At 62.4% G+C, this 22686-nt stretch carries 17 protein-coding genes; 11 read left to right on the top strand and 6 right to left on the bottom strand.

Annotation, left to right across the window (positions count from 1 at the left end):
• Positions 1-194 (top strand): hypothetical protein (locus tag DSM100688_RS11945; RefSeq protein WP_205730652.1); only part of this gene is annotated, 194 nt, incomplete at its 5' end.
• A 644-nt stretch (positions 195-838) separates the two neighbouring features.
• Here DSM100688_RS11945 and DSM100688_RS10230 read toward each other — a convergent pair.
• A complete protein-coding gene (locus tag DSM100688_RS10230) occupies positions 839-1846 on the bottom strand; it encodes an aldo/keto reductase (RefSeq protein ID WP_152358992.1) in 1008 nt (335 codons plus the stop codon).
• Between the two features lie 255 nt (positions 1847-2101).
• On the opposite strand from DSM100688_RS10230, the gene DSM100688_RS10225 reads away from it, so the two are divergent.
• The gene (locus tag DSM100688_RS10225; protein WP_152358991.1) at positions 2102-2548 is read left to right on the top strand and encodes a MerR family transcriptional regulator; all 447 of its coding nucleotides are present in this window, start codon (positions 2102-2104) and stop codon (positions 2546-2548) included.
• A 130-nt stretch (positions 2549-2678) separates the two neighbouring features.
• Positions 2679-3743 (top strand): AEC family transporter, encoded by a 1065-nt coding sequence (locus DSM100688_RS10220; protein WP_152358990.1) that lies wholly within the window; start codon positions 2679-2681, stop codon positions 3741-3743.
• Between the two features lie 241 nt (positions 3744-3984).
• Here DSM100688_RS10220 and DSM100688_RS10215 read toward each other — a convergent pair whose 3' ends face one another.
• Both DSM100688_RS10215 and DSM100688_RS10210 read right to left on the bottom strand, forming a co-directional pair.
• A complete protein-coding gene (locus DSM100688_RS10215) occupies positions 3985-4809 on the bottom strand; it encodes a hypothetical protein (RefSeq protein WP_152358989.1) in 825 nt (274 codons plus the stop codon).
• A 75-nt stretch (positions 4810-4884) separates the two neighbouring features.
• A complete protein-coding gene (locus DSM100688_RS10210; RefSeq protein WP_239519425.1) occupies positions 4885-6504 on the bottom strand; it encodes a beta strand repeat-containing protein in 1620 nt (539 codons plus the stop codon).
• A 319-nt stretch (positions 6505-6823) separates the two neighbouring features.
• Between DSM100688_RS10210 and DSM100688_RS10205 the strand changes: the two genes are divergently transcribed.
• A complete protein-coding gene (locus tag DSM100688_RS10205; protein ID WP_152358988.1) occupies positions 6824-7504 on the top strand; it encodes a response regulator transcription factor in 681 nt (226 codons plus the stop codon).
• A gap of 4 nt (positions 7505-7508) precedes the next feature.
• Positions 7509-8672, top strand: a complete 1164-nt coding sequence (locus DSM100688_RS10200) for a sensor histidine kinase (protein WP_152358987.1) — start codon at positions 7509-7511, stop codon at positions 8670-8672.
• Positions 8673-8754: 82 nt separating this feature from the next.
• On the opposite strand, the gene DSM100688_RS10195 is transcribed toward DSM100688_RS10200, so the two are convergent.
• Positions 8755-10635, bottom strand: a complete 1881-nt coding sequence (locus DSM100688_RS10195; protein ID WP_152358986.1) for a hypothetical protein — start codon at positions 10633-10635, stop codon at positions 8755-8757.
• Positions 10636-10965: 330 nt separating this feature from the next.
• Here DSM100688_RS10195 and DSM100688_RS10190 point away from each other — a divergent pair, with 330 nt between their 5' ends.
• Positions 10966-12009 (top strand): zinc-dependent alcohol dehydrogenase family protein, encoded by a 1044-nt coding sequence (locus tag DSM100688_RS10190; RefSeq protein ID WP_152358985.1) that lies wholly within the window; start codon positions 10966-10968, stop codon positions 12007-12009.
• 783 nt (positions 12010-12792) lie between these two features.
• Here DSM100688_RS10190 and DSM100688_RS10185 read toward each other — a convergent pair.
• Complete coding sequence (locus DSM100688_RS10185; protein ID WP_152358984.1) at positions 12793-14055, bottom strand: MalY/PatB family protein; 1263 nt, start codon at positions 14053-14055, stop codon at positions 12793-12795.
• A gap of 151 nt (positions 14056-14206) precedes the next feature.
• On the opposite strand from DSM100688_RS10185, the gene DSM100688_RS10180 reads away from it, so the two are divergent.
• A complete protein-coding gene (locus tag DSM100688_RS10180) occupies positions 14207-16729 on the top strand; it encodes an excinuclease ABC subunit UvrA (protein ID WP_420837503.1) in 2523 nt (840 codons plus the stop codon).
• On the opposite strand, the gene DSM100688_RS10175 is transcribed toward DSM100688_RS10180, so the two are convergent.
• On the bottom strand, positions 16695-18029 hold the full coding sequence (locus DSM100688_RS10175) for a hypothetical protein (RefSeq protein ID WP_152358982.1): 1335 nt from the start codon (positions 18027-18029) through the stop codon (positions 16695-16697). The genes DSM100688_RS10180 and DSM100688_RS10175 overlap by 35 nt on opposite strands.
• 174 nt (positions 18030-18203) lie before the next feature.
• Here DSM100688_RS10175 and DSM100688_RS10170 point away from each other — a divergent pair, with 174 nt between their 5' ends.
• The 4 genes from DSM100688_RS10170 to DSM100688_RS10155 all read left to right on the top strand — a co-directional run bounded on the left by DSM100688_RS10170 (position 18204) and on the right by DSM100688_RS10155 (position 22554).
• A complete protein-coding gene (locus DSM100688_RS10170; protein ID WP_152358981.1) occupies positions 18204-18530 on the top strand; it encodes a type II toxin-antitoxin system HicB family antitoxin in 327 nt (108 codons plus the stop codon).
• 57 nt (positions 18531-18587) lie between these two features.
• The gene (locus DSM100688_RS10165; RefSeq protein ID WP_152358980.1) at positions 18588-19952 is read left to right on the top strand and encodes an MATE family efflux transporter; all 1365 of its coding nucleotides are present in this window, start codon (positions 18588-18590) and stop codon (positions 19950-19952) included.
• 102 nt (positions 19953-20054) lie between these two features.
• Complete coding sequence (locus tag DSM100688_RS10160) at positions 20055-20588, top strand: PadR family transcriptional regulator (protein WP_152358979.1); 534 nt, start codon at positions 20055-20057, stop codon at positions 20586-20588.
• A 355-nt stretch (positions 20589-20943) separates the two neighbouring features.
• Positions 20944-22554, top strand: coding sequence for a type 2 periplasmic-binding domain-containing protein (locus DSM100688_RS10155; protein WP_152358978.1), 1611 nt, complete (start codon positions 20944-20946; stop codon positions 22552-22554).
• Positions 22555-22686: the final 132 nt, after the last annotated feature.

Genomic DNA, 22686 nt, shown 5'->3' with positions numbered 1-22686 from the left:
GCCAAGAAACAAACCGACAGTTGAATGACACCGACATGACGCATGTGTCAACCATGCCCCAGGACATACCGTCAACCATGCCCCGACACATGCGTCATTTAGGCCCCGAGACATTACATGCGCTGAGACGCGGTCAGTACGACAAATTCGGGACGAACGGCCTGTTTTCCCGAATTTCCTGCGCCGGCGGATGATAGCGGTGACTTACGGATGATATGGGGATGACATACGGATGTCACGGAGATCATTTACGGATGATGAGTGGCTGCGACCTACTCGTAACGGACATCCAGCCGATTGCATCGTCGAAATCGGCTGTATGTCCGTTAAAGAGGACGAGGCAGAATCGGGTACGACCGTTCCGAAATCATGTGTCCGTTATCCTAACGGACATCCAGCCGATCTGCCCGCTCGTTTCGGCTGTATGTCCGTTAGGGCGGGATGAGAGCGTATACATTGTGGGATAGTCGTATCGACGTCAGGCTTTTTCCTTAACGGACATACAGCCGATCTGCCGGCTCGTTTCGGCTGCATGTCCGTTTATAGGGTGGGACGAGCGTGCAGCCGCTAGGACGAGACGAGTATGTGACCGTTAGGGTGAGGCGGAAGCATACGCATACTGGAACGGTCGTGTCGATTCCGAACCTCTTCCCTTCGACGGACATACAGCCGATTCCGCCGTCGCAATCGGCTGTATGTCCGTCAAGGAAAAGAAATGAAAAGGAAAGAGAGAGTGGAGCGTGAGACGAAGTAATGACGAATAAATGAGTGACGAGACTGCGGAAGAGTTCCGGAACGGCCGCATCGTGCGCCGTCCCGGAACCGTGAGGAGCGAGGCTCAGCCCAGTGCGATCTTGTCGATCGCGGCGAGTTCATCGTCGCTGAACTCGGTGTTCTTCAGCGCGCCGATGTTGTCGAGGATTTGCTGCGGCTTCGACGCGCCGGCGAGCACGCTGGTCACCGTGTCGTCGCGCAGCAGCCACGCGAGCGACATTTCGGCGAGCGTCTGGCCGCGCTGTTGCGCGATGTCGTTGAGCGCGACGATCTTCGCGTGCACGCTCTCGACGCGATCCTCGTGCAGGAAGCGCGGATCGTGCGCCACGCGCGAATCGGCCGGAATGCCGTTGAGGTAACGGTCGGTGAGCAGTCCCTGCTCGAGCGGGCAGAACGTGATCAGTCCCTTGCCGAGCTTCTTGGCCGTGTCTTTGAGCCCGTTGCGCTCCACCGTGCGGTCGAGGATGTTGTACTTGTTCTGGTTGATCACGAACGGCACGTGCAGCTCGTCGAGGATCGCGGACGCCTTCGCGAGACGCTCGCCGTCGTAGTTGGACAGGCCCACGTACAGCGCCTTGCCGCTCGCCACGATCTGCGCGAGCGCTCCCATGGTCTCCTCGAGCGGGGTGTCGTTATCCGGGCAGTGATGGTAGAAGATGTCGACGTAGTCGAGGCCAAGCCGTTCGAGGCTCTGGTCGAGCGAGGAGATCAGGTACTTGCGTGAACCGCCGAAGCCGTAGGGGCCGGACCACATCTCATAGCCGGCCTTGGTGGAGACGATCAGCTCGTCGCGGTGCTTGGCGAAGTACTGGTGGATCAGCCGACCGGCGCTCTTCTCGGCCGCGCCCGGCTCGGGGCCGTAGTTGTTGGCGAGGTCGAAGTGCGTGATGCCGTGGTCGAACGCGGTGAAGACGAGCGCCTTCATCTGCTCGTACGGCGTGATGTCGCCGAAGTTGTGCCAGAAACCGAGCGAGATCGCCGGCAATTTCAATCCGCTGGTGCCGCAACGGTTATAGCGCATCGAATCGTACCGGGTGGCCGCGGGCGCGTAGTCGAAAGTCGGTTCGAACATATCATCCTCCCATTGATGATGGCCGTGACGGTGATGTCACGGTTTGGTGTACGGTCGTCGGCTGCCGTCCGCACGGTTCGTGTCACGGTCACGTATTGTCATACGAAACGCATGTTCGGCAACTGTTAGTACTATCATTGCGCTTCAAGTGTACTTGAACGCAAGTTGTGGCGCATGTGATTATGTCGTCGGCGTGTCGCAACGTTGCGAGTAAAGTCATATCGGATACATGAGGTAAACAGGAGAGACGATACGATGACCGATCGCGATCGCAATGACGAGACGTACACGATCCGGCAGATGGCCGACCGGTTCCACATGGAACCATCGACGCTGCGCTATTACGAGGATCAGGGATTGCTGCCGAACGTCGGCCGCACCGCAACCGGGCAGCGCATCTATCGTCGCGAACACGTCGACCGTCTCGGCTCGATCTGCTGCTTCAAGGACGCTGGCATGACCATCGACGAACTCAAGCGGTTCTTCACGTACGAAGCCGACGAGGCCGGCCACATCGACGAGATGATGGACCTGCTCGAACACCGCCGCGAGGCCATCGAGGAGCAGCGGCGCGCGCTCGACGCGGCCTACGATCACGTGCTGCGCAAACTCGACTTCTACGGCGACGTGCGCACCAGCATCCGCGAGCATGAGCCGCGGCCGGACTGGGGCGTCTATGCGCGGCGCCGGTACGTGCAGTGAGCGCGTGACGAACGTACGGTGGGTGCGCGGTGAACGCGCGATGGACGCATCGCGGGCACGCTGATGGCGGGGCGCGATGCTGCCGCGGACCGGCGTCAGCGGCGCAACGGAGAGAGGATCGGAACGGGGAATGGGACAGTTCGCAATCGTGGTCGGCCAGTTGGTCGGCTTCTTCATCATGCTTATGGTCGGCTATATCTGCGTGCGGCTGCGGCTGTACGGTCAGACCGCGCTCAACGGCATGTGTTCGCTGCTGCTGAGCGTGCTCATCCCGTTGCTCGTGTTCTCGAACGCGGTGGACGGCACGACGCGCGCGCAGCTCATCGACAACCGCGGCGACATCGTGCTCACGATCATCATGTACGCGCTGCTGATCGCCGTGTTCTTCGTCGTCGCGCATGTGCTGCGGCTGCGCGGCAATCGTTCGCATATCTTCCAGTGCTCGATGATCTTCGGCAACGCGGGCTTCATCGGCATTCCGATTCTGCTATCGCTGTTCGGCAAGGAGGCCGCGCTGTTCGTGGCGCTGATGTCGTTCGTGGACCAGACGATCCTGTGGACGTATGGTGTGTGGCTGTGCGAGCCGGTGCACGGGGACGATGCGAAGAGCGGCATGAAGCGCGATGGGGGAGAGGCCGCCGTGGCTGACAACGTTGCTGCAACGACGGCAGCCGCAACACCCGCAACCGTGCGTCCGCCGCGCCCGTCGTTCGGCCGCCGCGTGCTCGGCCTGCTGCACCGGTTCGTCAACCCCGCGTTCATCGGCAACATGACCGCGCTGATCCTCATCCTCATCGGCATCCAGATTCCGCCGATCGTGCTCGCGCCGCTGCAGAAGATCGGCGCGATGGCGACCCCGATGTCGCTCATCTACCTCGGCGGCCTGTTCGCGCTCACCCGTTGGTGGACGGTGCTTACGCGCTACGAACTGTACGTCGGCATGCTGGTCAAGATGATCGCGTTCCCGCTCGGGTTCTACGCGCTGCTCAACGCGATCGCCGGCTTTCTGCCCATGCCGATCACGCACGACATGATCCTCATGATCACGCTCGTCTCCGCCCTGCCGACCATGACCACGATCGCCATGTTCACCGGCCGCACGAACAACATGCCCGAATACGGCGTCGGCTTCGTGCTTGTGACCACGCTGTGTTCGTTGCTCACGTTGACTGTGGTGTCGGCGGTGGTGCTGTAGTCGGCGGACGTTGTGTGCGGCAGCGGCGTGACGCTGATGTGACGCTGTTATGTGGCGTCATGCGAATGGCTCCCTGCCGTGCGCTGTCGCGTGGCGGGGAGCCATTCGTGATGTCGGTCGATGAGTGACGGTGATCGTTCGCGGTGATTGATGATCGGATCGTAACGGATCGTCAATCGGTGATCGTTGGTTGGTCGTCGGACGGCGTCCGACGACCAACGTCCGACGACCGTCTGCCGGATCAGGACTCGATCGAGCCGCTGCCGGTGTAGCTGCTCGAATCATTGGAGCTGCTGTTGCCGGACTGGCTGTCGGATCCGCTGCCGGACTGGCTGTCCGACTGACCGGACTGACCCGACTGGCCGTTGCCGCCCATGCCGCCGCTCGGCGGCTCGCCCATCTGGCCGTTGGAGTTGCCGGACTGACCGGACTGTCCGCCCATGCCGCCGCCGGGCATCTGCATCTGCTGACTCGAACCGTTGCCGTCGTTGCCGCCGCTGACCGCGTTCACGATCGCCGCGCCGGCCGCGCCGCCGATCAAGCCGCACACCAGCGAGACGCCGGCCACGATCGCCCAGAACTTGGCCTTCGGATCATGCTGCTTCGGCGCGGGTACCTGGCCCTGCATCGGCTGGACGGGTTGACCGTACTGCTGGCCGTTCGGCGTGAACGGATTGGCTCCATTCGGCTGACCGGGCTGGCCCGGCTGCGCATACTGGCCGTACGGCTGATGATATCCGTACGGCTGCGCGTTCTGGCCGTACTGCTGTTCCGGCTGACCATACGTTTGGCCGCTCTGACCATACGTGGCGCCGTACTGCTGACCGTACGACCGTCCTGACTGTTCGGACGACTCGGTCCGCTGCTCGCCGGACCGGTCGGTCGCCGTCGCGGTGCCGTCGTCGTGCGCGAACAGGCCGGTCGATGCCGCCGGTGCGCTCGCCGACGGGATGGTCGTGGTCTGCGCCGTCCGCTCGGTCTGCGTCGTCTGCTCGGCCAATGGCAGTGCCTCGGTCGCGGCGGTCTCGGTGGTGGTGTCGGTGATCTTGGTGGTGTCGTTGCTCATGATGGTTCCTTTCGCGATGGATATGACGTGTGAATATGGGGTGTATCGATGACGGGGGTGATGGGTGGCCTTCGGCTATGCCATCGTCCAGCTGGTGCTGGTGCCGAACTGGCTGTCGAAGTCGGAGCGGTCGATCGTCTCGGTCGCGAGTTCCGTATCGGAGCCGGCGTCGACGGTCGTGGAGTACGAGCCGGTCACGGTCACGGTGATGTCGCTGTCGCCCGACACCACGGTCTTGCCGTTCGCGACGATCGTCACGGTATCGCCGTTTTCGTCGACGATTTTGCCGCCGGACGCGACGTTCAGCGCGGAGATTGTCGTGTCCTTGGTGACCACCCACGTCGACGTGCCGTCAACGTTCACGGTGATCGGCGCGTCGCTGGTCGAGCCGTTCGCCGCCGACGAGTTCTCGGTGATCGAGGCCGCGCCGGTCCACGTCGAGCCTTCCAGCAGATACAGGTCGACCGACGAGATCGTGTCCGCCGTCACGTCGCCCTCCAACGTCTGCGCACGTCCGGTGAACGTGACCGTCGCGCCGTTCGAACCCGCCGAACCCCAGTTGTTGGAGTCGTTGCCGGACGCGTTGATCAGCGTGGCCTTGCTGGTATCGAAGTCGAGCGTGGTGTTGGACAGCACCACGTCGGCGGTCGTGTTCGTGAAGTAGAACATCGAGCCGGACGTGATCGCGGACTTCAGCGTGGAGTCCTTCGCCTGGAACGTCGCGTGCTCGCCGGTGGAGGACTCGGCGTCGCCGGACGTGGACTGGTAGATGATCACGCCGTTGGCGATCGGGTCGGAGCCGGTCTTGCCGGTGTTCGTGCTTTCCAGCGTGGAGTTGTTGATGAGGATCGTGTTGTAGCCCTCCATGCCGGCGATTTGGCTGCCGGTGGCGGTGCCGGTCACGTTGTTGACCTGCACGTCGCCGGTCGAATACAGCAGCGGCGAACCGGAGCCGGCCGTGGACAGCGTCGAGTCGGTGACGGACACATTGCCGCCGCCACGGTCGGTCGCCACGGTCGCGCTGTGGTCGCCTTGCGTGTCGGCCGTGACCTTGCCGGCGAGGATCGTGCCGGAGTAGGTCGCGTCGAGCGCTCGCGAATTGTCGGACGTGGTCTTGATCGTCGTGTCGTAGACGAGCGCGGTGCCCGAGTCGGTGGCGAACACGCCGTTCGAGCCGGAGCTCGACGCGGTGAGCGTGCTGCCGGAGATGACGGTTTTCGAGCTGTCGCCGACGGTCAGCGAGATCGAGTTGGTGCCGTAGAAGTTGTTGTTGTCGGCGTTGTCGGAGTCGCCGGACTTCGTGAGCGTGGCGTTGCTGATCGTGAGCGTGCCGCCGTTCTGGGCGAGGGCGACGTTCTGGTCGGCGGTCGTGGCCTCGGTCGTCTCGCCGGTCGAGGTCTTGTCGGTGCCGTCCGCGGTGAGCGCGGCGGTGTAGGAGCCGGAGTAGTCGTAGCTCATGGTGTTCGCGCCGCCGCCCATGCCGCCGGGGGTGCTCATGGTGATGGTGTTCGCGCCGTTGTCGTTGCGGCGGATGGCGTAGGCGGTGCCGGCGCCTGCTGCCATGCCGCCGGCGAGGGCGACGGCCGCGGCGAGGGCGATGAGCTTGGTCGTGGCGAGTGTCGGTCGTGCGGCAAGGGTGGCGCGGGTTGCGGCGGTGCCGTTACGACGGGCTGCTGGGCGCTTGTTCTTGTTCATGATCGCATCCTTTCGCTTGGATGACTCCAGTAAACGGCCGGTTTCGTGGAGCGCGCTGGAGTGGCGCGCAAGGTCGGCTGGCGGGTTCGGCAAGGGTCTCTGGATGTTTTCTGGACGGTTGCTGGGGATGAATGACGGGGTGACGGGGGTATGGTTGCGGCGACACGCCGGGCGGGTGATCACGACACGCACGATGCGTTTCCGGGACCGGCGGCATATTGCGGTTTGCGAAAACACATCAAGCGTGTCGTGATCACCCCGCCGGCGTGTCGCATGGTAAATAATAGAATTACAACGTTGTAAACAAAGGAGCCGTCACATGGAAGCGCGTGCCTGTTGCGGATCGTTGGCGATCGTTGATAATGACAAAACCGTATTGTGGGCGTTGGGCAATGCCCTGAAGATGATCCTGCCCGATTGCCCGGTGCTGTGGACCGCGGAATCGGGCGGCACGGCGATTGCCCGTACTCGTGTGGAGGGCACGTGCCCTGATCTGCTGTTGCTGGACATGTCGCTGGAAGGCGCCAGCGGTCCCGCGGTATGCCGGGAGATCCGCAGGCAGGGCGAACGTCCGGCGATACTGGCGATGACGTCGTTCCCGCTGTCCGACTACGCGCAGCAAGTTGCCGATGCGGGAGCCCAGGGCATCATCGCCAAGCAGGGGGAGTTCGGTGAACTGAAACGGGCCATCCGTCGAATCCTCGACGATCGGTTCGGCAGCTATTCCGACAACTCGTTGGGCGTCGTCTTCCAATCGGCACGGGATGCATGTATCCGGGTTCGTTCGCACAAGACGCAAGGCATCGAATCCTTGACGATGCGCGAAAACGACGTCATTCGACTGTGCGTCCAGGGATATTCGTCGGAACAGATAGCGTCTCGTCTCGGCATCGCCAAAGCGACCGTCGATACGTTGTTCCGCAACGCTTGCAGAAGGGCCGGCGTCGCGAATCGTGTGGAACTCGCCATTCAATGGTATCGCTTCAACGGAAGTCGGTGAATGAATGATGACGGTCGCTGGAATCCGCAGATATGTTCGCGGACGTTTTGCGCGGATGAAACATTCCTGGACGTTGGCGTTGGCGGTTTCCATTGCTCTGTTGGATGTCATTGCCAGTTTGGTGACAAGCGAACAGAATCCGGTAAGCATCGTTCTTTTGGTGGTTCATGCGATTTGTGTGGCATGTATTGGAATAGCGCCATTTCCTGCCTCATGCGCAGTATTGTTCGTCTACATCATTGGGGTGTTGATCCCACAGGTTCCCGGAGATGATTCCATACCTGGTCTTTGTTTTGCCGTCGCGGTTATTTGCGCCACCCAGTCTAAAAAGATAGGGTGTGTAGCTCTTGTTGGTCTCGGTTTGTTTATATGGAGTACTGGCATGATGCAAGACGGTATTGCATCATATCGATACACATCAACGATGTCCGTGCTTATTTTGGTTGCCGCAATAGCTGGCTGGGCCATTGCGTGGACTCGTAAGATCAATGATATTGAAAAGCGCAATATCGTGTTGAAACAGCAAGTTGAATCTTTGAAATATATGCAGCGTGATCTTCTCTTATCTCGTGAGCTGCATGATTCATTGACCAATGATTTGTCTTTCATATCGATAATTGCGCAAACGCAGCAACGTCATTGTCGTATGTCCGGTGACGTGTCCGGGGCTGAAGCGTGGAGATTGGTTTTTGACCGTACTGAAAGATCATTCGTGCATGTGCGCGGAATACTGGATTGGTTGCACGGATCCGTTCCTGATGACTGTCAGGAAATTGACGCAAAGACGCTGGAGGAAAGACTCCTTGATGTAGAGCAATCCTTGCACGATGTCGGCTTTAAAGGCACATGTTTTTTTGAGGGAAGGCGTTGTAGAATAGCAAAATCTATATTTAATGAGTTTTCGAGTTTGATGAAGGAATGTTCAACGAATATTTTGCGTCATTGCAATCCGAATTCCGATGTATTTTTCTTTTCGTTGATGATTGATCAGACCAGTATTTCATTGGTTCAAATGAATACTATACATGATAACAATGTCAATTACTGTTCGTCATCTGGAAGAGGATTGCAATATCATCAATCCATTATTGAATCCTTGCATGGTGAAATCGGTTTTGATGTGGAGTCTGGAAATTGGGTGATGCGGGTCGTTGTTCCGTTGTCTTAACGCAATTTTGAGCAGTTTTATGTCCCATGAGCAGTTGCTGCCATTGCCGTCGTCATTGCCAGCGGCGCGAGCAATCTGTGCTTCATGATGTTCTCCTTGTCAGTTGATTGGTGATGGTTTCCTTGATGGTGAGGGCATTGGCGGTGCTCTCAAAGGTGATGCTGTCAGCGTCCGACAGGCCGGAACGAAACAGGCCGGTGTCGGTGGACATGCGATCGACGTCCTGATTGATCAGTAGCAGCATGGTGCTGGGAATGACGACATCGTGTTCCTGTAACGCGGTGACGGTCATGGATTCGAGCTGCATGCGCGATTCGACATCGCTGGACGACTGGTAGTCGTAGAACCGGTCGATCACGCGTTCCACAAGCCGGTCGACCTCTGAGCGCGTCAGATGCAGCACGTCGGCGGCACCGAGCTGGCAGACGGCATACAGCAGATCGTACCGTGGCTGTCCGGTCGACCATCGTTTCGTGGCGATCGTATGCAGTCTCGTCTGATTCGTCCAATCCACGCCGAACGCGTCATACAGATGCCGCGCCTGCCACAACTGCCACAACGATTCGGGAGCCGTGTCGTCGGAACCCATCGAATCCGTGACCAGGCTGCGCAGCCGATCCGCGATCTCGTCGCACCGATCGTCGACGATGTCCATCTTGCCGTGGCGCTGCAGCAGCGTGAGATACGGCACCAGTGAATACGATTGCAGATCAAGCCGGTCATGATAGTCCTGCAGAAACTGGTCGATGCCGACGTAATCCTTCAACTGCAGCGCGGTGATGAGTTGATCGGCGTCCTGCGTGTCGATGGCGCCCGGATCGTTGTACGAAAGAATCCGTCCATACGTCTCGTCGTCGTACAGATAATGATCGTCGTCGTCAATCGCCTTCCGCACGCCGGGTACCGCCGCGCAGTCCTGATCGACCGCACACAGCGCGTAATACGCGTAGTACATGCGTTCCGGGCTGTACAGCTCGAACAGATCATCGCGTAGGCTGCCATCATCATTGAGCAGTGCGCGGCGTATCGTCTCGCGATACGGTGTCACGTCCACACCGAGCCGCTCCATCAGCCGCACCGCACCGTACGCCGTGAGGCCGATCGTCATCGACTCGTCCGCTTCGATCCGTCCGGCAACGCGCTTGAGCTCGCTGACGTACATGTCCAGCACCGGACGGAACCGGTCGGCCGGATGCATGTGCTCGAGGTCCATGAGTTCGTACAGCAGCGTGTAGCCGTGAGGGTCGGTCTCGTCGAGATGCGCCAGCGCGTCGTCGGCATACGACGTCAGCCAGGTGCGGATCGGCTGATGCTCCAGTCCCAGTAGTTCGCTGGATTCGACGATGAGGTAGGTGTTCAGCAGATCCGGTGTCCGCTGAACGGTTGTGTCGGCGATCGATTGCACGCCGGAGTCGCTGCCCGAGTCGGTGGAACCGTTGGGATTGTTGATCGTGGCGGCGTTCACGTCCTGCAGATACGCGCCGGACTTCCGGTCGTACTGGGCGTCGAAGAGCTGCTTGAGCTTCGTGATCGTGCCGTCATCGAGCGTTGAACGTGGGTCTGCCAATGATCGCAACGTGTACAGGATGTCGTATGTCGAGCGGTCCGGCAGCACGTCCAGCAGCGGCGTCGGATCGGTGAGCGCGACGGTGTCGAGCAGTCTGAGCGTGTGCTTCGCGGCGCGCATGAAGTAGGTGATCGTGCCGCTCACTTCGGACGGGCGGCTGGGATTCGCATAGCGGTAGCCGGGGCCGGGATAGGCGCTGCGGCGCAGCTGTTCCTGAATGCCGTCCTTGTCCATCGGCCGGACGGTGAGTTCGATGGGCCCCGTGTCGTGATCGTATCGTCTGCCGATCGTGCAGCCTCCCAATGACGTCGCCAACAGGCAGATGACGGCCGTTGCGGCGACGCATGACCGTGTGAGATGTGAGATGCGTGTGCGGAATCGTTGCATGGTGGGCATAATCGGGTCCTTGTGGACGACATCGTCTGTTTTCTGGGGATCACGGTACTGCGCGGGGGTGGTTGCGCTGCGGGGTTATGTGTGCGATTGACGGTGGCGTACCGATAAATCGGTATGCGGCCGCGGGTGTTGTTTGGGGGAAGGTCGCGGCGACACGCCGGGCGGGTGATCACGACACGCACGATGCGTTTCCGGGAGCGGCGGCATATTGCGGTTTGTGAAAACACATCAAGCGTGTCGTGTACAGGCCGCCGGCGTGTCGCCCGCTTTACTTCAAGTGCTCGAACTTCCTAGCGTGGGCAATGTCAACGATCAACGTAAGGAGTCAACATGAGCGCAACGATGAAGGCCGCGATCTTCGTGGAACCGGGCCATATGGCCGTCGAGGAGGTGCCGAAGGCGCGGCTGGAGGCCGATACCGACGCCGTGGTGCGCGTGGTGCGCGCCTGTGTATGCGGGTCGGACCTGTGGTATTTCCGCGGGCTGTCCGACCACCCGCGCCATGCGCAGATCGGCCATGAGTCGATCGGCGTGGTCGAGGAGGTCGGTTCGGCGGTGACGTCCGTCAAGCCGGGCGATTTCGTGGTGCTGCCGTTCCCGTACAGCTGCGGCGTGTGCCCGGTGTGCAAGGCCGGATTCGAGTCCGTGTGCCCGCACGGCGGCTACTTCGGTGCGAGCCAGGCCGAGTACGTGCGTGTGCCGGAGGCCGACGGCACGGTCGTCGTCGTGCCCGGCGCGCCGGAGGATTATGACGACGCGACGTTCGCCTCGCTGCTGACCATCGCCGACGTGATGTCGACCGGTTATCATGCGGCCGTGTCCGCGGAAGTCAAGCCCGGTGACACCGCCGTGGTGATGGGCGACGGTGCGGTCGGCCTGTGCGGTGTGCTATCGGCGAAAATGCGCGGCGCGGCGCGAATCATCGCGATGAGCCGGCATGAGGACCGTGCGGCCGTGGCGCGCGAGTTCGGCGCAACCGACGTCGTGGCCGAGCGCGATCAGGCCGCGATCGACGCCGTGCTCGGCATGACCGGTGGCTACGGCGCGGACGCCGTGCTCGAATGCGTCGGTTCGAAGCAGTCGTTCGACACGGCGATCGGGCTGATCCGCCGCGGCGGCGTGATCGGCCGTGTCGGGTTGCCGCACGATGTGGAGATCAGCGCCGAAGGCACGTTCTACGGCAACATCGGCATCAAGGGCGGTCCGGCGCCGGTGCGCCACTATGATCTGGCCGACGGTCTGCTCGATGCGGTACTCCGTCACGAGATCAACCCCGGCCGCGTGTTCACCGGCGAATACGATCTCGACCACATCCAGGACGCCTACGAGGCGATGGATCAGCGCAAGGTCATCAAGTCGCTCATCCGCTTCTAGGTCGGGACGAGGCGTTGCTTGGCGTCTTTTCTTGCGTTTGCTCCCTTTTGTGTTCCCTTGCCACCCTCTCTCTAACGGACATACAGACGTTTTGATGGCCGGAATCGGCTGTATGTCCGTTGAGGATTGGGGCGTGTGACGTGCGAATGTGCGCGATAAGGCGGTTCACAGAGGCTTCTGCTCCTACCTTCCAACGGACATACAGCCGTTTTCTCCGCACGATCGGCTGTATGTCTGCCGAGGGTGATGGTCGTTCCCGAATTTCTTGTGCTGAGATTTGGTCAGTGCAAGAAATTCGGGACTGTGGGGATGTTTTCCTGAAATCCTTGCGCTGGGGGACGGTCAGTGCAAGGATTTCAGGACGATGGGGGTGATTCCCCGAATTTCTTGCGCCGATACGGCGGAGCGGTCGACCGGTCTGCCCGTTCGATGCTTCCGGGAGACCGCAGTTCCCTTCTCAACGGACATACAGCCGATTGCAACGATGAAAACGGCTGTATGTCCGTTGAGAGGGAACGGAGATGAGGCGTGCGAATATGTGCTGGTACAGAGGCTCAAAGAGGCTTCTGCTCCTACCTTCAACGGACATACAGCCGATTGGACGGCGTAATCGGCTGTATGTCCGTTAGAGGGAGATGCTCGTTGGAGTGGTGATGCTTTCAGGGGACTGGTGTCGGGAGCGGCGAGGTATCGGGGCACTGGGAGATCAGAGTATGGCGGGACACTGGAATATCAGAGCATGGCGGGACGCTGGGATATCGGACGTGGCGGGGCACCGGGATATCAGAGCGTGACGAGAGCGGCGAACAGGCGGATGAATGCCTCTCGCATCTGCGATCGCGGGCAGGCGACGTTGACGCGGATGAACCGGCTCCCGTTGCCGCCGAACGATACGCCAGACGAGAACATCACACGATGCTCCCGACGCAGCCAATCGCACAATGCGGTGGCATCGGCGAACCGGCCGCCGGTCCTCCGCGTGCCGTCGTCCCGCAAGCCGTCCGCGTCGTCATCAGCAGCAGAACGTCCGGCGGTCCCGATGAACGCGGCACAGTCAAGCCATAGCAGATACGTGGCCGGACCGCTGACCAACGTGACCTGTCGATCCGCCGAAGCGGTACTGTTATATTCGTCGATCATCCGTCGCGCCTCGCGCTTGTTATCGGCCAGATACGCGCGCAATTCGTCCAGCCACTCGCCGCCATGCTCGAACGCGGCGATCGCCGCCGGAATCGCGAACGCATTCGGCTCGGCCACCTCGTCGGTGTTGAGCCCGCGCCACACCTTGTGCCGCAGCGTCGGATCGGGCACCATCACGGCCGCCGTATGCAACCCCGCGATGTTGAACGCCTTCGTCGGTGCCATGCACGTCACCGACATCGCCGCGCACCGTTCGTTTACCGACGCGAACGGCACGTACGCGGCGCCCGGATCGGTCAGATCGCAGTGGATCTCGTCGCTGATCACCGTGACGTGATGCTCCCAGCACAGGTCGCCGATCCGCGCCAGCGTTGCGCGATCCCAGATCATACCGGTCGGATTGTGCGGATTGCACAGGATCATCAGCGAAGTCTGCGGATCGGCGAGCTTCGCCTCGAGATCGGCCCAGTCGATCGTGTAGCGTCCGGCGACGGCATCGTAGGCGAGCTGCGACTCGAGCGCGTTGCGGCCGTTGTTGAGGATCGAATTGAAGAAGATGTTGTAGACCGGCGTCTGGATGACCACGTTCTCGGCCGGCGTGGTGAGCTTGCGCACCATGCTCGAGATCGCCGGAATCACGCCCGTCGTGAAGATCAGCGACTGCGGGTCGATCACGAGGCCATGCCGCGTGCCCCACCAGTCGACGTACGCCTGTTCCCACGCGTCCGGCACGATCGAATAGCCGAACACGCCGTTGTCGAAACGGCGCTGCAGCGCCTCGCGGATCGCGGGCGCGGTCGCGAAATCCATGTCCGCCACCCACATGGGCAGCGCGTCGCCGGCCTCCTCCCACTTGAGCGAATCGGTGCCGGAACGGTCCACCGGCGTATCGAAGTCAACGGTCATGCCAACATCCTTTCTGACGGTACCGAGCGTAGTCGAAGGCGGCGTCGAACCGTGGGCGCGGGTGCGTATGGCCTACAGTGGGGGAGTATGGGAACCGCGTGCGTGCGAGCGCGGGCGGTTCCGACGACGATCGGAGGCAGCGATGGGGACGATGCGGGATACGGACACGGTCGAACGGCGGCCGCGCGCGATCGAGGTGCGCGGTGCGCGCGTGCACAATCTCAAGGATGTTAACGTCGACATTCCCCTGAACGAACTGGTCGGCATCGCGGGCGTGTCCGGTTCGGGCAAATCGTCGCTGGCGTTGGGCGTGCTGTATGCGGAGGGATCGCGGCGGTATCTGGAGGCATTGTCGACCTATACCCGGCGACGGCTGACGCAGGCCGGCCGCGCGCAGGTGGACGACGTGCGGTACGTGCCGGCGGCGCTGGCGTTGCACCAGCGGCCCGGCGTACCCGGCATCCGGTCGACGTTCGGCACGATGACCGAACTGCTCAACAGCCTGCGACTGCTGTTCTCGCGGTGCGCCGCGCACGTCTGCCCGCAATGCGGGACACGCAACGAGCCGACGATCAACGTGGCCGCCGACCTGCCGATCATCTGCACCGGCTGCGGCGCGTCGTTCCGGGCGCCCGGCGCCGAAGACCTCGCCTTCAACTCCGGCGGCGCATGCTCGACCTGCTCCGGCACCGGCATCGTGCGCGTGGTGAACCGTGCGGCGTTGGTACCCGACGAGAGCAAGTCCATCGACGACGGCGCGGTGCTGCCGTGGGGTTCGCTGATGTGGGACCTCATGAAACAGGTCTGCGGCGCGATGGGCGTGCGCACCAACGTGCCGTTCCGCGACCTGACTCCCGAGGAGCGCGACATCGTGTTCAACGGGCCGGCCGTCAAAAAGCACATCCTGTACCGGCCGAAGAAGGGCGACGACTTCGCCGAACTGGATTTCACGTACTACAACGCCGTTTATACGGTCGAGAACGCGCTCGCCAAAGCCAAGGACGAGAAAGGGCTCAAACGCGTCGCCCGATTCCTCGAAGAACGTCCCTGCAGCGACTGCGCCGGCACGCGACTGAGCGCCAAGGCTCGTGCGCCGCACGTGCGCGGCATCGACTTGGCCCAAGCCACTGCGATGACGCTGGCCGAAGCGGTGGACTGGGTGCGCGGCGTGCCCGCCACCATGCCGGACGACATGCGCGCGATGGCCACGAACATCGGCGAATCCTTCCTCGACACGGCACGACGGCTGATCGAACTCGGTCTCGACTACCTGTCGCTCGAGCGCGCCGGCTCGACCCTGTCCACCGGCGAACGCCAGCGCGTGCAACTGGCGCGTGCCGTGCGCAACCGCACCACCGGCGTGCTGTACGTGCTCGACGAACCGTCTATCGGCCTGCACCCGTCGAACGTCGAAGGACTGCTCGGCGTGATGCGCGATCTGGTGGCGGACGGCAACTCCGTGGTGGTAGTCGACCATGACGTGCGCGTGCTCGCCGCCGCCGACCATCTGATCGAAATGGGGCCGGTGGCCGGTGCCGACGGCGGGCAGGTGATCGCGCAGGGCTCCGTCGCCGACGTGGAGACGAACCCCGGCAGCCGCATAGCGCCGTTCCTGCGGGAGAACGGCCAGACCCGCGTGCGCGCCCGGGTTGAGCCCGGCCACATGTTCGGTGTCGGCCGCATTCACCTGTCGACCGGCGCCTTGCATACCGTCAAGCCGTTGTCGGTCGATATTCCCCGCGGGCGGTTGGTGACGGTGACGGGCGTCTCCGGCTCGGGCAAGACCACGTTGGTGCTCGAAACGCTTATTCCGGCGCTGCGGGCCGCAGCGGACGGGACCGCACTGCCGCCGCATGTGCATGCGATCAGTGCGGATGGCATACGACGGGCGAACCTCATCGACGCGACGCCGATCGGCGCGAACGTCCGCTCCACCGTCGCCACCTACGCCGGCGTCCACGACGATCTGCGACGCGCCTACGCGCGGTGCGAACAGGCCAAGGCCGCCGGCTACAAGGCCGGCGACTTCTCCTACAACACCGGCCGTCTGCGTTGCCCGACCTGCGACGGCACCGGCATGATCTCGCTGGACGTGCAGTTCCTGCCGGACGTGGACATCACCTGCCCCGACTGCGGCGGCAGCCGGTACGCCCCAGCGGCGTCCGACATTCGTCGCCGTGCCAAAGACGGGCGCGAACTCAGTCTGCCGCAGCTCATGTCGATGAGCGTCGACGAGGCGCTGGCCGCGACCGGCGACCTGCGCACCGTCCATGCGCGGCTCAGCACGCTGCATGAGCTGGGCCTGGGATATCTCACCCTCGGCGAACCGACGCCGGCCCTTTCGGGCGGTGAGGCGCAACGATTGAAGCTCGCCAGCGAAATGGGCAAGGCCCAGTCCGACGCCGTGTTCGTCTTCGACGAGCCGACCATCGGCCTGCATCCGCTTGACGTACGCGTGCTCCTGCGCGTATTCGACCGGCTGGTCGCCGCCGGTGCCACCGTCGTGGTCATCGAACACGATCTCGACATGATCGCCAACGCCGACTACGTCATCGACATGGGCCCCGGCGGCGGCGAAGCGGGCGGGCGCATCGTCGCCACCGGCACTCCCGAACAGATCGCCGCCGACGCCGCCAGCATCACCGGCCGGTATCTGGACATCCACGACCGGTGACGGCAGGCACATCGTCGACCGGCTCCTCCGCGGTCTGGTCGAATAACCGAACCTCCTCGACCGGATACCACCGTGCGTGCAATATCACCTCCTTCATACGTTCATATGGCAATGCGATGTATTCGGTGACCGCGGCGTCCGGAAACGCCACGTCGTCATACGGCGGCATCAGATAATGCGGCAGGATGCCGATGCTGTCGTCGCCACGCACCGTGTTGGCCAGCTCGCGAGCGTTCGGCACCGTCACCGGCAACCCGGTGTCGTGCAGCAGCAGCGCCAGCCGAATCGTATCGGCGCACATCGGATACGCCGCACTGCGCAACTCCAGCAGCCACCGGTCGTCGCGACGCACCGGCGTCAAAGTGAACCACGAAAAACCGGGGCCGGGCGCGATCTCCCACGTATGCCCGTCATCCCGCCCGTCGGCAATCCACGAGGCGAATTCCTTCGGATCGTCCCGATCGAGGGCCGCCATCGACCGGCCCACGGGATTCGCGTATGCGGCATGCCAATCCGCCGGCGTGGCATCGGTCATGGGTTCGGACAATCCCAACGCCAGATATGTGGTGCGGCACACGTGCAAGTAGTCGTTCACGCTCATCGTCGGCAAGCCGTCCGTCGTTCCGGCCGCCGGCATGCCGAGCGGGCCATCGACGTGAACGCCGCCCTGCCGGCCCTCGCCACCGAACAGCGCGACGAACCGGTCGATGTCCTTGTCACGCACCATGCGCCGGACATACTCGCGGCTTTCCGGGAAAATCGACCAATACGCCTTTCTTGACAGCACGCCCATGCGCATGTCGAACGGCAGCTGTTCGCTGATCCGCTCGTTATACGTGCCTTGCGCGCACTGCCGGACGCACGTTTCGGCGCCCTTGACCAGCCACGACAGCAGCTGCATCGCGAACGCCGGATCCGAACATTCCGGTGCGTCCGCGACGAACCGCACGGCGAACCGGTCGTTGACGGACAACCGCGGCGCGTCCCCGCGTTCGTCGTACGTGATCCGATACCACTTCCGGTTGGACGGATAACAGGCGTGCCAGTGATCCTCGAACTCGGCATACGTGTCGAACAGACCTTGGTCGTGCAGTGTCTCGTAGGTGCCGAACGCCTCGATCGGCCCTCGTTCCGATTCGATCCACAGCGAACGCAGCCCGCCGACCGGCACGATGTTGCGCAGCAGCGCGATCAGCGTCTGCGCCAGCATGCCCAGCGGCAGAATCAGATCCGGCGCATGCGCGTTGCCGATGCGCGTCAGCCCGTCCACCTCGGGCGCATACAGAGTCGAGGTTGCCATGGTCACTCCTTTCGCCGGACCTGCACTCCGTTGTGGTGATATCAATAGTGATATCATAAAGCTCGTACATATGTTCGATCATGTGGTGGTGCGTGTCGCGGCCGGTGCCGGTCGGCGTCGGCATGCGATATGGTGGCGGTGACAGCGGTGATGACGGCGTCAGGGAGGTGCGCAATGGCGGATGAAAGCGATCGGTACGTGTACCGCATCCACTGGTCGAACGACGATGACGGCTTCGTCGCCACGGTGGCGGAACTCCCCGGACTGCGGTTCATCGCGCGCTCGTCGGTGGATGCGCTGTCCGGCCTGCGCGTGCTGGCGGCCGAACGTGTCGCGGCCATGCGCAGCAAGGGCCAGGATGTGCCCGAGCCGTTCGAGGATCGCCACTATTCCGGCCATATCATGGTCCGCGTGCCGCCGGAGGTCCATCGTCGGCTGACCATCGAAGCCGCCGAGCAAGGCGTGTCGCTCAACCGTCTGGTGCAGTCGCGCCTGTCCTGAGCGCACGCGCGCCCCGATCCGTGGATACGACCCCGCCCGCGAGTAAGGTAACGCCACATGGGGCAGAAACAGATGCATACGATCACACGGGCCAGCGCCGACGCGAAATACCGGCAGATGACCGGCCAGCCGATCCCTCCGCTGATCCTGCGGCTGTGCATTCCGGCCGTCATCTCGAATCTGGTCACCACCGCGTACAACCTCACGGACACGTTCTTCATCGGCCAGCTCGGCACCGCGCAATCCGGCGCGATCGGCATCGCCTTCTCCATCATGACCGTGCTGCAGGCCATCGGATTCTTCTTCGGCAACGGTTCAGGCAACTCCATGAGCCGCGAACTCGGCAAACAGCACAACGATCGCGCCGCACGCCTGCTCGCCGTCGGCTTCGCCGGCGCCGTCCTGTGCGGGCTGGCCGTCGCGATCATCGGACTGCTCACCCTGCGCCCGCTGGTCGTCGCGCTCGGCTCCACCGCCACGATCGCGCCGTACGCCGTGCAATACCTCACGCCGATCCTCGTCGCCGCGCCCTGCGTGTGCGGTTCGTTCGCGCTCAACGGCCTGCTGCGCTACCAAGGCCAGTCCGCGTTCGGCATGATCGGCCTCGTCTCCGGCGCGCTGCTCAACTTCCTGCTCGCCCCGCTGTTCATCTTCGTGCTCGATCTCGGCATCTTCGGCGCCGGCCTCGCCACCGGTATCTGCCAGACGCTCAGCTTCGCGATCCTCACCACGCTCAGCCGCAAGTTCGGCGTGCTGAAGCTGTCGTTGCGTAACTGCCGCCCCGACGTGCTGCTCATGCGCGAGATCGTCGGCGGCGGCCTGCCGTCGCTCGTCCGCCAGGGCGCCGGCTCCATCGCCACCACGTGCGTGAACATCGCCGCCAACCCGTTCGGCGACGCGGCCATCGCCGGCATGGCCATTGTCATGCGCATCATGCTCGGCGCCAACTCGGTCATCATCGGCCTTGGCCAAGGCTTCCAGCCGGTGTGCGGCTACAATTACGGCGCCGGGCTCTACGGGCGCGTTCGGGAGGCGTTCTGGTTCTGCGTGCGGCTGTCGACCGTGGTACTCATGGTGATCGGCGCGCTCGTGTGGGCGTTCGCGCCGCAGCTGGTCGAGATCTTCCGCTCCGACCCGGCCGTGGTCGCGGTCGGCGTGGCCGCGCTGCACTTCCAGTGCGTCACGGTGATGGTCAACGGCGTGAACATGATGGGCAACATGATCACGCAGACGATGGGCAAGACCGGCATCGCGTCGTTCCTGGCGGTGTGCCGCATGGGGTTGTTCCTCGCGCCGGTCGTGCTGATCCTGCCGCATTTCCTCGGCGTGCTCGGCGTGGAGATGGCGCAGTCGGTGTCGGATGTGCTGTCGTGCGCGGTGACCATTCCGGTGCTGCGCCGGATTCTGCGGGGGCTGCGGTAGTCGGCGCCGCATCGGCCGACGCTGTCGTGGTGATCGTATCGGCCGTCACGCCGGCCGCGAATATGTCGAAACGTGGCATTGTGCAACGATATACTGAACCGTATGAGTGTGATCGAGACGATGATTCTGGGATTCCTCGCGGAACGGTCCATGTGTGGCTACGAGCTGCGTAAGAAGATGGAACAGCTGCAGGGTTATGCGCGCAAGTTCAGCGACGGCGCGATCTACCCGGCGACGACCCGTCTCGTCGAGGCCGGGCTGATCGAGGAATGCTCCGAGATGCGCGACGGTCGGCAGCGTCGTCTGTTCACGTTGCTGGACGCCGGCCGCGCGCGTCTCATCGACGCGTTGAAGACCGCGGACGGTTTCGACGTCACCGATTTCACGCGATGGACGGTGGTGCTCACGTTCCTGTCCGTGGTGCCGGACAAAGCCGATCGTGACGCGGTGCTGCGCCGACGTTACGACGTGCTGAACGGTGGCGACATCCATTTCTTCTACTGCGACGCCGGCCATCCGATTCCGTTCGATCGGCTGGATGATCCGTATCGGCGCGGCATTGTCGCCGTGCACGACGCGCAGATCGCCGCGGAGCTGACGTGGCTGCGCACGATGCTCGGCATCGAGGAGCAGTAGCGTTCCAAACTTCGACGGACATACAGCCGAAAACCGGGATGGGATCGGCTGTATGTCCGTTAGGGGAGAGGAAGAAGTTAGGGGAGGGAAGAACCGGAACAGAGAATGTCTGCTCGGCCCTTCCTCAGCCGTTCGTCGTCGTATGCCTGTTGAAGAAGGGCGATGACGTCGTTGTTTTGTTTGTTGCTTTTTCCGATTCATGCGTCGAAGCGGTTCGACACGCCGAATGGCAATCGATTGCCGGCAATCGATTGCCGTGATATATTTTCTGCTATCCGAGGACGGCAAAGCTGAAGGTCATCGACAATGAAGTGGTTGAGTCCTCCGGCGGAAGAGAATCAATGTAAGGAGACTTATGGAACGCCGTAGTTTGCGCATCCGTAGGATCATGGCGTCCGCGATGACCGCGGTCGCGCTGTGCGTGCCGCTGGCGGGATGCGGCAACAGCAAGCCCACCGTCGATGCGGACGGCAGGCCGATCGTCACCATCCGCGTGCGTCGCAACGTCACCGACAATCCGATGAAGGACACTGAATATTCCAAGCAGCTGGAGACGGCCTGCGACTGCACCATCGACTGGGAGGAGATCGCCGACAGTTCATGGGGTCAGCAGAAGGCTCCGAAAATGGTCGCCAACGATTTTCCGGACATCGGCCTGACCCTGTACGATCCCACCGACGTGAGCCGGTATCCGAACCAGTTCGAGGACATCGGCGCGCATCTCGACGAGCTACCGAACGTCCAAGCGTTCTTCGAGGCGCATCCGGTGGCCCGCAAGATGGCCGAGAACAGCGACGGACAGATCAAACTCCTGCCGTCCGACCGCGGCAAGGGCTACCGCGTCTCCGCCACGCACATGTTCATCAACAAGCAATGGCTCGACAAACTCGGGCTGAAGATGCCGACCACGTGGGATGAACTCAAGACCGTGCTCGAGGCGTTCAAGACCAAAGACCCCAACGGCAACGGAAAGGCCGACGAGATCCCGATGAACATCCGAAGCCTCGGCTTCGGCCTCTGGAGTCCACTGGTGCTGCTCAACTCGTCCGGCGTCGTCACCAACTTCATGGGCTCGAGCGCGTCCTCTCAAGGCTACTACGTGCAGGACGGCAAGGTGAAAAGCTACTACACGTCCGAGGAACTCAAGGACGTTATCTCCTTCCTGCACGGACTCGTGGCCGAAAGACTGATCCCGAAGGACACGTTCACCCGCGACGACTCGCAGTACGTCGCGCAGACGGTCAACGACGGCAAGACCGCACTGACCGGCGTCACGTTCGGCTGGTCCGCATACAGCGAGTACGGCAACAGTCTGGCCAATCAATACGTGAGTGTCCCGCCGCTCAAGAAGACGGCATCCACGCCCGAATCGGACGTGAAATGGGATTATTCGCAGGACGCCACCGAATTCGCCTACAGCCTGTCCGTCAGCCCGAAGGCCGCGAACAAGCAGGCCGTCTACAAGATCGTCAACGCGATGTATGGCGAGAAACTGTCGGTCGAAGGCTACTTCGGTTCCATTCCGACCACGCTGTCCGACGACGGCAATCACACGTACACCATCGACCGTGAGAAGGCGTACGCCGAATACCCCGACACGCGAGCCATCGCATTGCAGGACCGATTCGCCGGATGGGTGCCGGACGACGCGACCATCGTCAACGACGACAACGCCGATCAGGTGACCGAAGCCAACAAGGCCGTCGAGGATGCATTGAACCGCGTCGATCCGACCGGCGACGTGATCCCGATCTACGTACGCCCCAGCAGCGACGACCTCGACACCCTGTCGGACAACAACACGTCCATCGGCAACTACGCCAACAACCAGCTGGCGAAGTGGGTGCAGCGCGGCGGCATCGACAAGGAATGGAACACGTACCTCAAGAACATCGCCGAACCCACGCTCGGTCTCGAGGAGAACATCGCGATCTGGCAGAAGTACTACGACCAGGCCGTCAAATAGCCGCGATGGTGGTCAACCGGCCTCCGCATCCATCGACACTTGCGCCGGTTTTCCCCTTTTCCCGGCGCAGCCATTGCGGGTCCGTCGGCCGTGACCGCCGATCCGACCGACAGACCTCGCCTTCTTCGTACG

The organism is Bifidobacterium ramosum (assembly GCF_009299505.1).
GTDB lineage: Bacteria > Actinomycetota > Actinomycetes > Actinomycetales > Bifidobacteriaceae > Bifidobacterium > Bifidobacterium ramosum.
The sequence above is the reverse complement of the archived record's forward strand: the minus strand, read 5'-3'. Positions and strand labels throughout refer to the sequence as shown.